Here is a 16,777-nt window from a genome sequence, read left to right as displayed (position 1 = left end):
GAGAACACTGACATGGACGTTCGCCACTACGCCTTTCTTGCTCGCCAGCCTTCTGCAGCGGTCAAAAACCGTGAGCATTTCTGGGGCATGCCCAAGCGTGGTTTGGCGTTCCTGTTGGCCAACGTCATGTTCTGGCAGCCGATGTGGGCGCAGGCCGACGGGATCGTGGTGGCCTCGCCGGGCACCAGTCTCGGGCAGGCAGGCAACGGCGTGCCGATTATCCAAATCGCCACGCCCAACGGCAGCGGCCTGTCGCATAACCAGTTTCACGATTACAACGTCGGCACTCAGGGCGTGATCCTCAACAACGTCGCCAACCAGACCGGCGCGACGCAGCTGGGCGGCATCATCGTCGGCAACCCCAACCTCACCAACCGAGTCGCGGCGCAAACCATCCTCAACGAAGTGGTCGGCGGCAGCCCCAGCCAGTTGCGTGGTTACACCGAAGTGGCGGGGCAGTCGGCGCGGGTCATCGTCGCTAACCCCTACGGCATCAGCTGCAACGGCTGCGGCTTCATCAACACACCGCGCGTGACCTTGACCACCGGCAAACCGGTGCTGGACAACGGTCGTCTGGATCGTTTTCAGGTCGATCAGGGCAGCGTTTCCATCGACGGTGCCGGGCTGAATGCCAACAACGTCGACCGCTTCGAAATCATCACCCGCAGCGCCAAGATCAATGCCGAGATTCAGGCCAGGAACCTGACCATCGTCGCCGGCCGTAACGACGTCAACGCCGACAGCCTCAACGCCACTGCCCGCGCCGATGACGGCAGCGGCAAACCAGGGTTGGCCATCGATTCCTCGGCGTTGGGCGGCATGTACGCCGGGGCGATCAAACTGGTGGGCACCGAAGCCGGGGTCGGGGTGAAACTCGACGGTAACCTGGCGGCCAGTGGTGGTGATATCCAGCTCGATGCCAATGGACATCTCAGCCTCGCGCAGACTTCTGCCACGGGGGCAGTGAACGTCAAAGCCGTCAGTCTCGATGCCCAAGGACCGGTTTACGCTGGCACCGCCGTCAACGTGCAAACCCAAGGCAACCTGACCAACCAGCAAACCCTCGCCGCACGGGACAGCATCACCCTGAACGCCGGCGGTGTACTGACCAACAACGGCATCATCGAAGCCGGAGTCAACGCCGACACCAGCCGCAACGCCAGCGGTGATGTGAGCCTGAGCGCGCAGCACCTCACCAACACCGGCAAGAGCGTGTTCGCCAGTCGCAACCTGACGGTCAACACCAGCCAGACCCTGAGCAACCAGAACGGCACGCTGAGCGCCGGGCAAACCGCGAACATCACCGCCGGGACCCTGGATAACCAGAACAACGGCCGGGTGTTGAGCAAGGGCAACCTCAATCTCACGGCCAATCAGGTCCTCAACAGCAACGGCCTGATCACCAGTACCGGTAATCTCAACGCCACCCTTGGACATCTGAACAACCGCAATGGCGAGGTCTCGAGCCTGGCCGCCGCGACGCTGCGCATGGCCACTCTGGATAACGTAGCGGGACTGGTGAACGCCGGTCAGGCTTTGAGCATTACCGCCACCGGGGTGGTGAACAACCAGAGCGGCAAACTGACCAGCCTGGACAGCCTGAGCCTCAGCGCCGGCAAGGTCGATAACAGCAACAAAGGCCGGATCGCCAGCAATAAGGCCCTGACGGCCAGCGTCGGCAGCCTCGACCAACACGATGGCGGGCAACTCACCAGTGGCACGTCGCTGACTCTGGATCTGAATCATGGCGAGTTGAACAACCAGAACGGTTTGATCAACGCCCCACTGCTGGTGCTGAAAAACCTTGCGCAGGTGGACAACCGCAACGGCGAAATATCCAGCGCCCAAGCGTTCACGCTGACGGCCGACAGCCTCGACAACAGCAACGGCAAACTGCTCGGCAATCAGGCAGTGACCCTGCGCGTGCAACAGGCGCTGACCAACGTCAAAGGCCTGATCGCGGCGGCAAGCGTCGATGTACAGGCCGGTAGCCTGAACAACAACGGCGGCACCCTCACCAGTCGCACCGGCCTCGACCTTCGGGTTAACGGCCAACTCGACAATCAGGACCAAGGGCTGATCAACGCCACCGACAACCTGACCATCAACACCGCGAGTTTGAACAACCAGAATGGCGGCTCGTTGCTTGGCAGCGCCATTGCCATCGACTTCAGCGGCGCCATGGGTGACCTGAGCAACGCCAACGGCCTGATCACCACCACCGGCCAACTGAGCATCCGCAACCTGCGGGATTTGAACAACCAGAGTGGTGAAATCTCCAGCAGCCAAAGCTACACGCTGACGGGCCGCCATCTGGACAACAGCGATGGCACACTCTTCAGCCGTCAGCAACTGGACCTTACCGCCGCTAGCACCACTAACCTCAATGGTCTGATTTCCGGTTGGCAAAGCCTGAGCCTTTTGGGCGGCAGCCTCGACAACCGTAATCTAGGCACCTTGTCGAGCCGCGACGGTGACGTGCTGGTGGACCTTACCGGCGCCGTGCGCAACAGCAACGCCGGCGCTCTGGTCAGTAACGGCACGTTGAAGGTCACGGCGGCCAGCCTCGACAACAGTGACAACGGCATTCTTTCCAGTGCCGGCGCGCAAACCGTTGTCATCGCCGCAGCATTGAATAACGCCCAAGGTGGTTTGATCGACAGCGGCGCCACTCTGACTATTCAGGCCCAAACCCTCAACAACACCAACGCCACCATTAACGCCCAACAAGACATCCGTTTCACCGGCACCGACCTGAACAACAGCGCCGGTACCTTGGCCGGTAATGGCGCGATCACCCTTGATCTGCTCGGCACCCTGACCAATACCAACGGCAAAGTGGCGAGCAACGGCCCGCTGGTCATTCAGCGCGTGCAGCAGATCAACAACCAGAACGGCAAATTGATCAGCCAGGGTTTGCTGAGCCTGTTGACCGGTGGTCTCGATAACCGCAATGGCGGCATTGTCGGGGCCAACGATCTGTTGACGCTCACGGCCAGTGGTTCCGTGCAGAACAGCGCAGGCGGTCAGATCTTCAGCAGCGTCGCCGGCCTTACACTCAATGCCGCCAGCCTCGACAACGCCAAGGGCTCTCTGCAAAGCGAGGGCGACCTGACGGTAAAAACCCGCGGCGCCATCGACAACCAGAGCGGGCGCATCGTCGCCAAGAACGGCAACCTCGACATCACCGCCGCCAGCCTCGACAGCCGCGGCGGTGTGCTCTCCAGCCTGAAAGGCGCCTTCAGCAGCCACATCACGGGTGTACTGCGCAACGGCTATGACCTGAACAACAACCGTCAGGGCGGGATCATTCAGGCCCAGAGCCTGGACCTCGAGGCACTGGCCGGCATCGACAACTATGGCGGGCGGATCACCGCCCAAACCGGCGATGCCATTGTCGACACCGGCACCAACGGCAGCTTCGACAACCGCAATGGCGGCCTTTACGCCAAGGGGCTGGTCAGCGTCACCGCTAAAGACTTCGACAACAGCGGCGACAACGACGGGCAGATCGGCGGGAAACAGATCGACCTGAGCCTGCGCGGCGCATTGAACAACCGCCTGGGCATCATCGAAAGCGAAAGCACCCTCACCATCTCCGCCGCCAGCCTCGACAACCAGACCGGTCAACTTCGCGCGCTAGGCGGCAATGGTAAAACCACGTTCGCCATCGGCGGCCTGTTCGATAACCGCAATGGCGCTGTGGAATCCGCCAACACCAACCTGACTCTCGCTGCCGGTAGCTTGCAGAACGTCGGCGGCAACGTGCTGCACGTCGGCACCGGCCTCTTCGACATCGCCACCGGGCAACTGGGCAGCGCTGGCGGCAACTTCGTCACCCGTGGCGGACTGACCCTCACCGCCGACGGCTGGACCAACAGCAGCGTGATCCAGGCCGACCGCCTGACCGTCAACATCAACAGCCTCAACCAGACGGCCAGCGGTCAACTGCTGGCCGTCAGCACATTGACCGGCAGCGGCGGCAACTGGAGTAACGATGGCCTGATCGCGAGTGACGGCAGCTTGAGCCTGAATCTGGGTGGCACGTACTCGGGCAATGGTCGGGTCAGCAGCCTGGGGACGCTTGGCCTCAGCGCTGCACAACTGAACCTCACTGCCGCATCGACCATCGCCGGTGGTGGCAACACAACCATTTCCGTGGGGGGACTGCTCACTAACGCAGGCCGCCTGACCTCGGCGGCCGACCTGAACCTGACGGCCGGTGGCGTAAACAACACCGGCACTGTGGGCGCCGGCAAGAACCTGACGTTGAGCACCGGCGTGTTACGCAACGACCGCGGATTGATCTTCAGTGGCGCCGACATGCAGCTCCTGAGCCCCAGCTTCACTAACAGCTACGGGCAGGTCTACAGCCTGGGCAACACGCTCATCGCCAGGGACAAAAACGGCACCAAGGCTGATCTGCTGGACAACAGATCGGGTGGGATTGATAGCACCGGCGACCTGACAATCGCCGCCACGACGGTTAACAACGTCATGGATGTGTTGGAGTACACCGAGCATGAGAAAAGTGTCGCGACCATCACTGAATTGCCCTGCGAACAGATCGCCGGTGGCTGTGACAGCCGTGGCGGTGGCCGCAGAAACGGCTTGTGGGAAATTGCAGAAACCGATCGTTTGAAGATCACGCTTCATTCGCAAGCCTCCACGATCAACAGCGGCGCGGACCTGACGATTAACGCCGGCGAAGTGAACAACACCAGCAGCAGCGTGACGGCCGCCGGGGATGTAACGATCACGGCGTCGACGATCAACAACAAAGGTGTGCAAGAGCAGGAAATCGAATCCACCCGACGATTCGTAAGCTGGGTCAACGAAACCGCTTCGGCCATTAGAATGGCCGACCTCTTCACCCAACGAAACAACCCGACACCTTCGGCCACCGTCGAACAGGACATGAGCAACTTTCTGGCCTGGATGGGCGAAACACTGCCGACCAGCAGCCGCGTCATCAGCGGCGAATCTCTGGATGCCATCATCCAGGCGGGTGGAAACGTCACCCTCGATGCCACCCAGACCATCAACAACAGCGTGGTTCGCCCGTACTACGCCTATGTGGCGGCGGGTCGCACCACAACCGACACCGGCGCGGGCAGTGGCTACTCGACGCGGATCCAGATCAACCAGCAACTCGCCCCCGATCTGGCCCAGCAACAAGTCAACCCGCTGACGCTTCCCGGCTTCAGCCTGCCCACCAACCAGAACGGCCTGTTCCGCCTGAGCCAGGAAGGCAGCACCCACCCAACCGGCACCGGCCCGCAAAGCTGGACGCTTACCGGCGGCAAAGTCACCGCCGGTGCATCGTCTACGCCGGTCACCATCAACCGCGTGCAAGGCCTGCCGAACAGCGCCGGCAAATCCCAACCGCACAAATACCTGATCGAAACCAACCCGGTGCTCACCGACCTCAAGCAGTTCATGAGTTCGGATTACCTGCTGTCCGGTCTGGGCTACAACCCCGACCAGAGCGCCAAGCGCCTGGGCGACGGCCTCTACGAGCAGAAACTGGTCCAGCAAGCCGTGGTCGCCCGCACCGGCCAACGCTTCATCGATGGCCAGACCTCGGATGAAGCGCTCTACAAGTACCTGATGAACAACGCCATCGCCAGCAAGAGCCAACTCAACCTGAGCCTCGGCGTGACCCTCACTTCACAGCAAGTCGCGGCCCTGACCCACGACATCGTCTGGCTCGAAGAGCACGAAGTGAACGGCGAAAAAGTCCTGGTGCCGGTGCTGTACCTCGCCAACGCCAACAACCGCCTCGCGGCCAACGGCGCCCTGATCCAGGGCAGCGACGTAACCCTGATCGCCGGCAAAGACCTGAACAACGCCGGCACCCTGCGCGCCAGCCAGAACCTCGATGCGACGGCCAGGAATGATCTGGTCAGCAGTGGGTTGCTGGAGGCGGGGGATCAGTTGAAGGTGCTTGCCACTAATAACCTGACCAACAAGGCGGGGGGGATCATTGCCGGGCGGGACGTGACGCTGACCGCGACCCGTGGCGACGTGATCAACGAACGCACCGTCACCACCCACGAAAGTGGTACGGGTTACACCAACGAGCGCACGGACTTCGTCAACAGCGCCGCCCGCATCGAGGCCGCCAACGCACTGACCCTCAACGCCGGGCGCGACGTCAACAACACCGGCGGCGTGCTGAAAAGCGTTGGTGATACCACGATCAACGCCGGTCGTGACGTCAACATCGCTTCCGCCGAACAGATCGTCGGTCATGAGGTGGGCACACATCGCGATCAAACCATCACTCAATATGGTTCAGACGTGGATGTGGGGCGGGACCTGAAGGTCAATGCCGGCCGAGATCTCACCGTTATCGCCAGTCAGATCGACGCCAAACGTGACGTCAGCATGAGCGCCGTCGGTGACCTGACATTGGCCTCGGCGGCGGATGAACAGCACTCCTTTAGTCAAAACAAAAAGTTCACCAGTCAGGAAGACCATGTCAGGCAGGTGTCTACGACGGTTAATGCGGGCGGTACCGTCTCGCTAGACGCGGGTAAAGATCTAGGCCTGATTGCCAGCCGGGTGAGTGCCGGGGATGAGGCGTATCTGGTTGCCGGCGGTGATCTATTGGTAGGAGCAGCACAAGACGAGGACTACAGTTTCTACAGCAAGACCAAGAAAAGTTCGTCGGGTAAAAAGAGCCAGCTTCAGGAGTTTTCCAGCACGACCAATGTTGGAAGTTCAGTCACTGCCCAGGGTAAAACCGTGCTGTCCGCCGGCAACGATTTGCTGATCGAAGGGAGCAATGTGATCTCTGAGAAAGGCGGTATCGGTCTGGCTGCTGGCAATGATGTGAAGATTGTTGCCGTCACCGATTCAACCAGCGCACGCAATGAAAGCAGCTCAAGCAAAAGCAGCTGGGGTGGTTTGAAATCGAGCAAAGTTCAAGACAACGTCTCGGAGACTCAAACCACTGCGGTGGGTAGCCTGATATCGGGTAACACCATCGCAGTGAGCGCGAAACGGGACGTGGCAATTACCGGGTCGGCCTTAGTCAGTACTGACGATTTGGCGGTTCGCGCAGGCCGCGACCTGAACATCACCGCCGCTGAAAACACCTACACCCGCACCGAATCACACAAGGAAAAGAACCGTGACCTGACCGGTGTACTCACGGCCAACAACCTTGGCGTCGATGACATTACTGGCAACCAGCACCTGTCCATCAGTGGCCAGCGCCACAACGGCACGATGTCGCAAACGACCCTGACCGGCAGCACCATTGGTTCCAGCAACGGCAATGTCAGCCTTGTGGCCGGGGGGGATCTGAGCGTTATCGCCAGCGATTTGATCAGTACCCAAAGTATGAGTTTACGGGGCTCTAACGTCACTATTGCGGCGGGCATGGAAAGCTCAAGTCAAAGCAGCGCTGACCAATCCAATAGTCTGGCGGTAGGACGTGTTATCGGTGGGGCGATCATAGACACCGTTAACACCATTCGCACGGCGGTCAAAGCCGCAAACGATGCGGACGATCCTCGTCTTAAAGCGGTGAAGTTTGCCCAGGCTGCATTGGCTGCGTACAACCTCAATGGCATGGCGGGTGATGCGGAGGCGAACAGCACCGGTTTCAAAGACAAGACTGGCGGTACGTCCAGCAATGGGTCGCTGATTAAAATTGGTACCGAGCTTGCCAATACTCACAACAAAAGTACCAGTGAATACAACAGTCAAACGGCGAGACAGAGCTCCGTCAATGCTGGCGGCACGCTTTCGATCATCGCCACGGGGAACGCGGAGGGTGAGTCCGGCGACATACATGTCATCGGGAGTACTTTAAAAGCAGCTGACACTGCCTTGATCGCGAAAAACGACATCATTCTGGAGAGCGCGCAAAACACTGCGGAATGGGCCAATAACAGCTCCAGCAACAAAACTGCCATCGGTGCCAGTTTCAACATTGGGCAACAAAACGGCTTTACCCTGGATCTCGGTGCGTCGGGCGCGAAAGGCACCGGGACCGGCAGCTCCATCACGCAGGTTAACAGCACACTGAACACAGGTTCGCTCCTGCTGCGTAGTGGAGGCGACACCACTCTTGCGGGTGCTCAAGTCCATGCCGACAGCATCAATGCATTGATCGACGGCAACCTGAACATCATTTCCCGTCAAGACGTAGAGATCCAAGAGAACAAGCAAGGTAGCGGTGGTTTCGGCGCGAGCATTTGCATTCCTCCGTTTTGCTATGGCGTACCGGTGTCCGGCTCGGCAAATCTTGCCGCTGGCAATATGAACAGCGAGTACAGGGCTGTAACTGACCAAACCGGGCTGTTTGCCGGCTCGGGCGGGTACACCATTGATGTTGGCAAAAACACCACCCTGACCGGTGGGGTTATTGCCAGTGACGCGACGCCGGACAACAACCTGCTGATCACCGACCGACTCATTGTCAGCGACATCAAGAACGTCAGTGAAATCGAGGCTCAGTCTGGAGGCATTTCGGCCAGTTTCAGCAGTGCAGGTGGCGGGAGTGGTTCTGCCGGTGGTTTGTATGGCATCGCACTTAATGACTCAGACCAAAGCAAAACCCGTAGCGCCGTCAGTGAAGGCACCATCATCGTCCGCAACCCAGAAGGCGCGAACGATCTGGTTGGCCTGAATCGCGACACCGCCAATGCCAATGAACAGCTCGACAAGCCAGACCAGGAGGCAATGGACGAGCGCATCGAGCTTGTAAAAAGCGCGATGCAGTTAGCACAGGGCATTGGTGATGCAATCGCTGCCGCAAAAATCGATGAAGCCAAGGATCTGAATAGCGACGCATCCAACGCTGCAAGGCAGAAGCTTAACGACAAGGGCATTGCCGACCCGACTCCTGAACAAATTGCGCAGCAAGTTCAGCAAGATTACGGCATGGGCAGCAGCTTCCAAAAAGCCTCGAAGGCGGTCAGTGCCATAGTCCAAGGGGTGCTGAGCGGGAACATTCTCGGTGCCTTCGCCGGAGCATCTGCGCCTTACCTGGCTCAAGCCGTGAAGCAAATGACCGAGGGCGATGACGCGGCCAACTTGATGGCGCACGCCTTGTTGGGGGCGGTGCTTGCGAAAGCGCAAGGTGGTTCGGCATTGGCAGGTGCTGCGGGAGCGACTATTGGTGAGCTGATTGCCAAACAGCTTTATCCGGGCAAGACCAGCGATCAACTGACTGAATCGGAGAAACAGACGGTTTCAGCACTGTCGACGCTGGCTGGTGGGTTGGCTGGGGCTATGGTTACCGGGAGTTCCGCAGGAGCAGCGTTGGGTGCCTGGACATCAAAAAATGCTGTAGAAAACAATCATCTGAGCGTGGTTGAACAATACTCGCTTCGTGTAGCGCAGAGAGAGTACGAGGCGGCATGTACCGGAGTTACATCAAGTTACTGTCAGGGGCTGTCCAGCGACATTGCTGACCTTATCGCTAAGGGCTCCAGCGTACTCAAGGACGAAAGAATCGTAGAGGACAGTGATTTCACGCGTGCTTTTGTTTTCAGTACCAAACCTGGAGATATCGTTTCCTGCGTTACGTCCACGAATGGTTATTGCGTCGCCACTGATAAGTCGGTCACAACGGATCAGGGCGAGGAGTGGATCCTACAACCTGCTTCTTATGAGCAGTCGATCAGAGGGGGAACTGAAAGAAAATTACGCGACGCGGAAGCGAAGGCTCGTCTTGATGGAGTATCCAACGAGCTTTTCGTGGCGGGTTGTGGCGGGGCGGGAATCCTTGGTATAGCTTGTCAGAGCTACATGGCCGCAGGGGGGGCGAACCCGATTACAGGGAAGAGTGCGTCAGGTACCGAGCAGGTAATGTGGGGCGTAGGAGCTATATTAAATGCTTGGGGACTATTTGGCTCCGTTTATACTGGTGGTCTAAAGATTTCAGGTGTCAGTCGTAGTACTGAAATAACAGAACTATTTAGCTCTGCCAGTTCGAGGAATAGTATTCAAATTGGAAGCCGTACGCTTACGGAGCTGCCAAATACGGGGAATGCGAAAATATTTTCTGGCGCGACTGAAAATGAGATAAAGCAATATTTTTCGGAGTTGACAGACGCTGTTTATTTGCCTCCTCCTCGCATGATTCCTGGGAAAGGAGAGATATATGTTGTTAATACGCCGCACGGGAACTTCACGCTTAGAAATTTTTCGTCATCATCGGGGCAGACTGGTCCAGCTTGGACTATAGATGTTCCTAAAGGTGCAACAAGTACAACATATAACCCAGAAATAAAATTTCTAATAGGAGGGAAATAATGACTATTAAGTTTCTTGAAGAGATAGTAGAGGATTCATTTGGTTTGTGGATTTCGGCTCTATTTAGTGCTGTTGGAGCACGGAATCCAGATTTAACATTCTCTCAGCAGAAAGATGCTTTCTTTACTGTGGTTGAGTACCTACTAACAATGGGGAGAATAAAGTTCATCGCGCCAGATGCGGATTGCTATATCTCCCCAGATAATCTACATCCTAAACTCTCCATTAATGACAGTGAATCTCATTGGGTGTTAAGCCCGAGGCAGATCGTTTCGTATTTGGAAAGCAAATGGCCTGAAGGTGTAGTGAGTGAGGATGATGAAGCTCTCACGATTTATTTTTATGAAATTCCAGCTGTGATTTGGGTCGATGAGAAAGGCTGTTTTTTTTCGTCATGATTGGGGACAGAAAAACGGAGGCACCAAGTTTTTCCTGAAAGTGGGGGCAATACTCTTTCGATTTAAACTTGGTCTGTCCCCGGTTTCTAGATGAGGTATTAAAAACAGCAACAACAGTTACCCCGGATAGGATGGCAGGGTTCTATCGTTATACGAATGATTCGATGGAGATGGTGTATAATCCTGTCACTAAAGAGGTTTGGTATCTTCAGTCTTTAAGGTGATTAATAAGTGTGTGAAATTAACCTGCGGATTATTTATTTTTTATTTGTGTGTCAGGAAGGACGACGGATTTCTGTTTTGGAGGCCGGCATAAATTATGTTGATGGGGATTTGGTTTTATTCGGAGGATTTTCTACGTAACGAGCCAGGAATGTACGAAGAGCTTTTTTTCGTATTCTGGATAGCAAGTGAGGAGGCTGTAATGAATGTTGAATATTTCAATGAGAATGTTAAACCGTTATTGAAAGGTTATTGTTTTAGATATTCCTCGTTTGCTAATGGTGATTTTGGTGATCTTGAACGGATTGAGTTTGAGGGGTTTAACAAGGTGGGGGGTGGAGTTTTGGTCTATGGGATGGATGGGTGTTGATGTTTATGATTGCTCTTTAGATGATCAAGTTTTGAATGTTTTGCTTTCGCCTGAAGAAAAGGAGCTGGCAGAGGAGGTGTTTGCTCGGTTGTTAGAGGTTCTAGAGGTGAAGTCTTACATAACAAAGAGATGAATTGGAGCAGATCACGCCTTTCCTGAAAGTAGAAGGGCGGTTGTAGCCTGTCCTCCAATTTACGTGAAGGTATGCTGCGGCGATTTTCAATATTTATGACGCATCACTTTGACAAGTATTTTCTCATCAGTTGAATATACGCTTATAAGGACTTTCATTCGTGAACAGAATCACGCTGCTAACACTGACTCTGATTTTTACATTGTCAGGCTGCCATTCCCACGTCAGGGACTCTTCACCCAGCCTGCTGAAGGACGGTGTCCAGCTACGCCAGAACAAGGTGATAGTCGATGCGCAACACGCCAAAGTCATCATGAAAGCATCAGGTAACACTTATCCAGTAGAGTTCGCGATCAGGCGCGCAGCGGATCCTGACCAGCGTATGGAAGTGCTTGGAACCGTGGTGGATTCAGGTCAGGGGAAGGTGTTCGGCTGGATTGCCAAACTCAACGAAGCGGCCAACAGCGCCACGCTTAAACGCTTCCCGCAGATGGAAGTACAGGCCGATGCCGATCAGCCGTTCGAGGTGTCGGGTTATTCAAAGGGTGGGGGCGTTGGAAATATTTATAGCTGCGGTCCCCTCAAAACCACTTTCACACCGCAAAGAAGCAAAGTCTATTTGGTAGAGTTCCAGTTTGTTGGTAGCCGCTGTGAGCAGCATGTCTACGATATCACCCAGCCTCAGGAACGTATTCCCGTGACGAGCATACCGTCAGCGTAAAGTGGCAAATTTAATTATTTGGTTGGCTGAGGTAAACCAGTACAAATCACGTTTTCTCTTGAGAGGGGGGTAGGGCTCGCTCCTTCGATTTCTTTCTGGCCTGGATGGGCGAAACACTGCCGACCAGCACCCGCGTCATCAGCGGCGAATCTCTGGATGCCATCATCCAGGCGGGTGGAAACGTCACCCTCGATGCCGCCCAGAACATCAACAACAGCGTGGTTCGCCCCTACTATGCTTATGTGGCGGCGGGTCTTACCCAAACCGACACCGGCGCGGGCAGTGGTTATTCGACGCGGATCCAGATCAACCAGCAACTCGCCCCCGATCTGGCCCAGCAACACGTCAACCCGCTGACGCTCCCCGGCTTCAGCCTGCCCACCAGCCAGAACGGCCTGTTCCGCCTGAGCCAGGAAGGCAGCACCCACCCGACCGGCACCGGCCCACAAAGCTGGACCCTCACCGGCGCCACCGTTACCTCGTCCACCAGTGCGCCGATCACCCTGAACCGTGTGAAAGGCCTGCCGAACAGCGCCGGCAAATCCCAACCGCACAAATACCTGATCGAAACCAACCCGGTACTCACCGACCTTAAGCAGTTCATGAGTTCGGATTATCTGCTGTCCGGTTTGGGCTACGACCCCGACCAGAGCGCCAAGCGCCTGGGCGACGGCCTCTACGAGCAGAAACTGGTCCAGCAAGCCGTGGTCGCCCGCACCGGCCAACGCTTCATCGACGGCCAGACCTCGGACGAAGCGCTCTACAAGTACCTGATGAACAACGCCATCGCCAGCAAGAGCCAACTCAACCTGAGCCTCGGCGTGACCCTCACTTCACAGCAAGTCGCGGCCTTGACCCACGACATCGTCTGGCTCGAAGAGCACGAAGTGAACGGCGAAAAAGTCCTGGTGCCGGTGCTGTACCTGGCCAACGCCAACAACCGCCTCGCGGCCAACGGCGCCCTGATCCAGGGCAGCGACGTAACCCTGATCGCCGGCAAAGACCTGAACAACGCCGGCACCCTGCGCGCCAGCCAGAACCTCGATGCGACGGCCAGGAATGATCTGGTCAGCAGTGGGTTGCTGGAGGCGGGGGACCAGTTGAAGGTGCTCGCCACCAATAACCTCGTCAACAAGGCCGGCGGCATTATCGCCGGTCGTGACGTGACGCTCACTGCCACCCGTGGCGACGTGATCAACGAACGCACCGTCACCACCCACGAAAGTGGTACGGGTTACACCAACGAGCGCACGGACTTCGTCAACAGCGCCGCCCGCATCGAAGCCGCCAACGCGCTGACCCTCAACGCCGGGCGCGACGTCAACAACACCGGCGGCGTGCTGAAAAGCGGTGCCGATACCACGATCAGCGCCGGTCGTGACGTCAACATCGTATCCGCCGAACAGATCGTCAACCACGAAGTCGGCACACACCGCGATCAAACCATCACCCAATATGGTTCAAGCGTTGATGTGGGGCAGGACCTGAAGGTGACTGCGGGTCGAGACCTCACAGTCATCGCCAGTCAGATCGACGCCAAACGTGACGTGAGCATGAGCGCAGTCGGTGACCTGACATTGGCCTCGGCGGCGGATGAACAGCACTCCTTTAGTCAAAACAAAAAGTTCACCAGTCAGGAAGACCATGTCAGGCAGGTGTCTAGCACGGTTAATGCGGGGGGCAGCGTTGCCCTCAGCGCTGGCAAGGATCTGGATCTGATTGCCAGCCGGGTGAGTGCCGGGGATGAGGCCTATTTGTTTGCTGGCGATGATGTGAATCTGGAGACAGCGGATAACGTCGACTACTCCTACTACTCGAAAACCAAGAAGGGTTCATTCGGCAAGAAAAAGTCGACGACGACCGAAACCGACAGCGTCATGTCTGTCAGTTCGAGTGTCGAGGCAGGGAATAAGTTGGTGATCTCTGCCGGGCAGGATTTCAACGCCACCGGCGCCAAGCTGAACAGCGATGGGACATTGCTCGCTACCGCTGGCCGCGACATCAATCTCGATGCCGCCGAAGACTACGCAAGCCAGGCTAACGCATCGTCTAAAAAGGGATGGTCCTCCAGCAAGTCCAGCAGCTCGGAAGTCACGCAGACCCGCTTGAACAGCACTGAGCTGGTCGCAAAAAACATCGAGCTGAAAGCCGATAATGACATCTCGCTGACGGCCGCTGCACTGCGTGCTGAAGAGGCGGTGAAACTCACCGCCGGCAACGACGTATTGATTGGTGCGGGCGAGGAAACTCAAACAACCGAACAGGCGAAAAGCTCCAGCAAGGCCAGTGCAACGTTCACGGGTTTGCTGTCTTCCACACAAAAATCGCAACAAGGGAAAACGACCTCAACCCAAAGCATTGGCAGTGATATCAGTGGCGGCAGCATTCAGATCAAGAGTGGCCGCGACACTGTCGTTGAGGGCAGTACGCTGGTGGCCGACAAGAACATCGGCATCGATGCCGGTCGCAATCTGGAGATCATCAGCGCTGAAAATACCGAGACTTCAAGCTCCAAATCCGGCAGTAAAAAGGTTGGTGAAATAGGCTCCTGGTGGCAGGGTGCGACAGGGATCGTCAAGCACAAAGAAGCCGATCAATACACCTCTACCCGCCAGTCGGGCAGCCAGATCGCATCGCTGGGCGGCAATATCAGCCTCACGGCGGGCGACCATTACACCCAAACAGCCAGTCAGTTAGTCACACCTCAGGGTGATATCGGCATTACCGCCAAACATGTCGACATCGAGGCCGGTTTCGACACCCTCAACTCCACTAAAACCGCCAGTACCAGTCGTACCGCCATCGGTGGGTCAGTGAGCATTCCGCTGCTTGACGCGTTGCGTGGCATTCAGCAGATGGGCGAAGCGGCGCAGAAAACCAGTGATGATCGGATGGTCGCGTTGGCTGCCGTGAATGCGGCCATGAGTGCTAAACAGGCCATGGATGCCGGTCAGGCGTTGATGAAAAACCCGACAACTGGCGTCAAGATCAGCGCCAGTGACAGCCGCAGTCATAGCGAAAGCAGTCAAAGCGGCCGCAATGTGGTGGGCAGCGATGTAGTGGCGGGCGGTAATGTCAAGATCGTTGCCACCGGCGACGGAGCTGGCAGCGATATCAACGTAGTAGGAAGCCGGATCGAGGGCGGCGGCGATGTCAGCTTGAAGGCTGACGGTGAAATTAACCTGCTGTCGGCGCAAAACACGGCGCATCAGGAAAGCACCAACAGCAACAGCGGCTGGAGTGCCGGGATTGGGTTCAGCTTCGGTGGGGCGCAGAACGGCTTCTCGCTGGACCTGGCGGCGAATGCCGGGCGCGGCAATGCTGACGGCGACGACGTCACCCAGACCAACACGTATATCAAGGGTGGTAAGAGCGTCAATCTGGAGAGTGGTGGGGACACCAACATCAAAGGCGGGGTCGTATCCGCTGATCAGGTCAAGGTCAAAGTGGGCGGCGATCTGAACATTGAGAGCCGGCAGGACACTAGCACCTACACCTCCAAACAAGAGAGCGCGAACGTCGGCGTCAGCATCTGTGTTCCCCCATTCTGTTATGGCACCAGCAGTGTCAGTGGCGGCATCGCAGCGCAAAACATGCAAAGCGAGTACGCCAGCGTTAGCGAGCAATCGGGCATCAAGGCGGGTAATGGCGGGTTTCAGGTAGAGGTCACCGGCAATACCGACCTCAAGGGAGCGGTCATCGCCAGTACCGACAAAGCGGTAGCCGATGGAAAAAACACCCTGAGCACCGGAACACTCACCAGCTCCGACATCAAGAACAAAGCTGAGTACGACGCCACCAGCATTAACCTGAGCGGGGGTTACGGCGGTGACATAGGCCGTGATGCAAAAGGCAATGCCAGCGCCACGGCCAACCCAAATGGACCGAAGGTGCCGAGTAAAGGTGGGTTTAGTGTTTCCACTCCGGTCGTGTTGTATGCCGGTGACAGTTCCAGCAGCACCACCCACAGCGGGATTAGTGGCGCAGCGATCACCATCACTAATACCGTCAAGCAGCAGGAGTTGACCGGTCAGACGGCAGAGCAGGCAATTGCTGCAATCAATACTGATGTCTCCAGCGATCGCGACGGCAGCAACACGCTCAAACCGATTTTCGACGCGCAAGAAATCGGCGTGGACTTTGAGATTGTCGGCAAGTTTGTGCAGAACGTTTCCCAATACATCGAGAGTCGTGCGCGAGAAATCGACCAGATGAAGGAGCAGGCCAATAAGGAAAAGGCTGCTGCTAATAATGAGACGTTGCCTATCGCGGAGCGGATAGCCCACCACGAGAACTACCTGCAGCTCAATCAGCAGATCAAGGAGGTCGGCGATAACTGGGGAGCCGGCGGCACTTACCGGCAAATCGCAACAGCCCTGGTCGCCGGGATCAGCGGAAATGTGGCCGGCAGTGGCGCCCAGTTCGCGCAAAACATGGTGGTCAACTACGTCCAGCAGCAAGGCTCGGCGTACATCGGCGAACTGGTGAAAAAGGGCCTCAAGGAAGGCAGCCCGGAACACGCGGCCCTGCATGCAATTCTCGGTTGTGCTGGCGCGGCTGCCAGCAACCAGAGCTGCTCGGCTGGTGCCTTGGGTGGTTCTGCCGCCAGCGTGCTCGCCGGTCTGTTCGCCGATTCCGATCCGAACGAAACCGCAGTA

The 16,777-nt window shown here is 57.1% G+C and carries 4 protein-coding genes and 2 pseudogenes; all 6 read left to right on the top strand.

Annotation, left to right across the window (positions count from 1 at the left end):
* The first annotated feature begins 12 nt into the window (after nt 1–12).
* Nucleotides 13–10,275, top strand: a complete 10,263-nt coding sequence (locus ACYZT2_RS21640) for a two-partner secretion domain-containing protein (RefSeq protein ID WP_461967191.1) — start codon at nt 13–15, stop codon at nt 10,273–10,275.
* Nucleotides 10,275–10,673 carry a hypothetical protein gene (locus tag ACYZT2_RS21635; RefSeq protein ID WP_461967189.1) on the top strand — a complete coding sequence of 133 codons (399 nt, stop codon included), beginning with the start codon at nt 10,275–10,277 and terminating at the stop codon, nt 10,671–10,673. The genes ACYZT2_RS21640 and ACYZT2_RS21635 overlap by 1 nt, the downstream gene beginning before the upstream one ends.
* Before the next feature lie 373 nt (nt 10,674–11,046).
* A complete protein-coding gene (locus tag ACYZT2_RS21630) occupies nt 11,047–11,265 on the top strand; it encodes a hypothetical protein (protein WP_461967187.1) in 219 nt (72 codons plus the stop codon).
* Between the two features lie 293 nt (nt 11,266–11,558).
* Complete coding sequence (locus ACYZT2_RS21625) at nt 11,559–12,119, top strand: hypothetical protein (RefSeq protein ID WP_461967185.1); 561 nt, start codon at nt 11,559–11,561, stop codon at nt 12,117–12,119.
* A 467-nt stretch (nt 12,120–12,586) separates the two neighbouring features.
* Nucleotides 12,587–14,170, top strand: a pseudogene (locus ACYZT2_RS21620) (hemagglutinin repeat-containing protein); the annotation flags it as partial.
* A gap of 147 nt (nt 14,171–14,317) precedes the next feature.
* Nucleotides 14,318–15,574: pseudogene (locus ACYZT2_RS21615) on the top strand (hemagglutinin repeat-containing protein); the annotation flags it as partial.
* Nucleotides 15,575–16,777: the final 1,203 nt, after the last annotated feature.

It is taken from the genome of Pseudomonas sp. MDT1-85 (genome assembly GCF_054898065.1).
The sequence above is the reverse complement of the archived record's forward strand: the minus strand, read 5'-3'. Positions and strand labels throughout refer to the sequence as shown.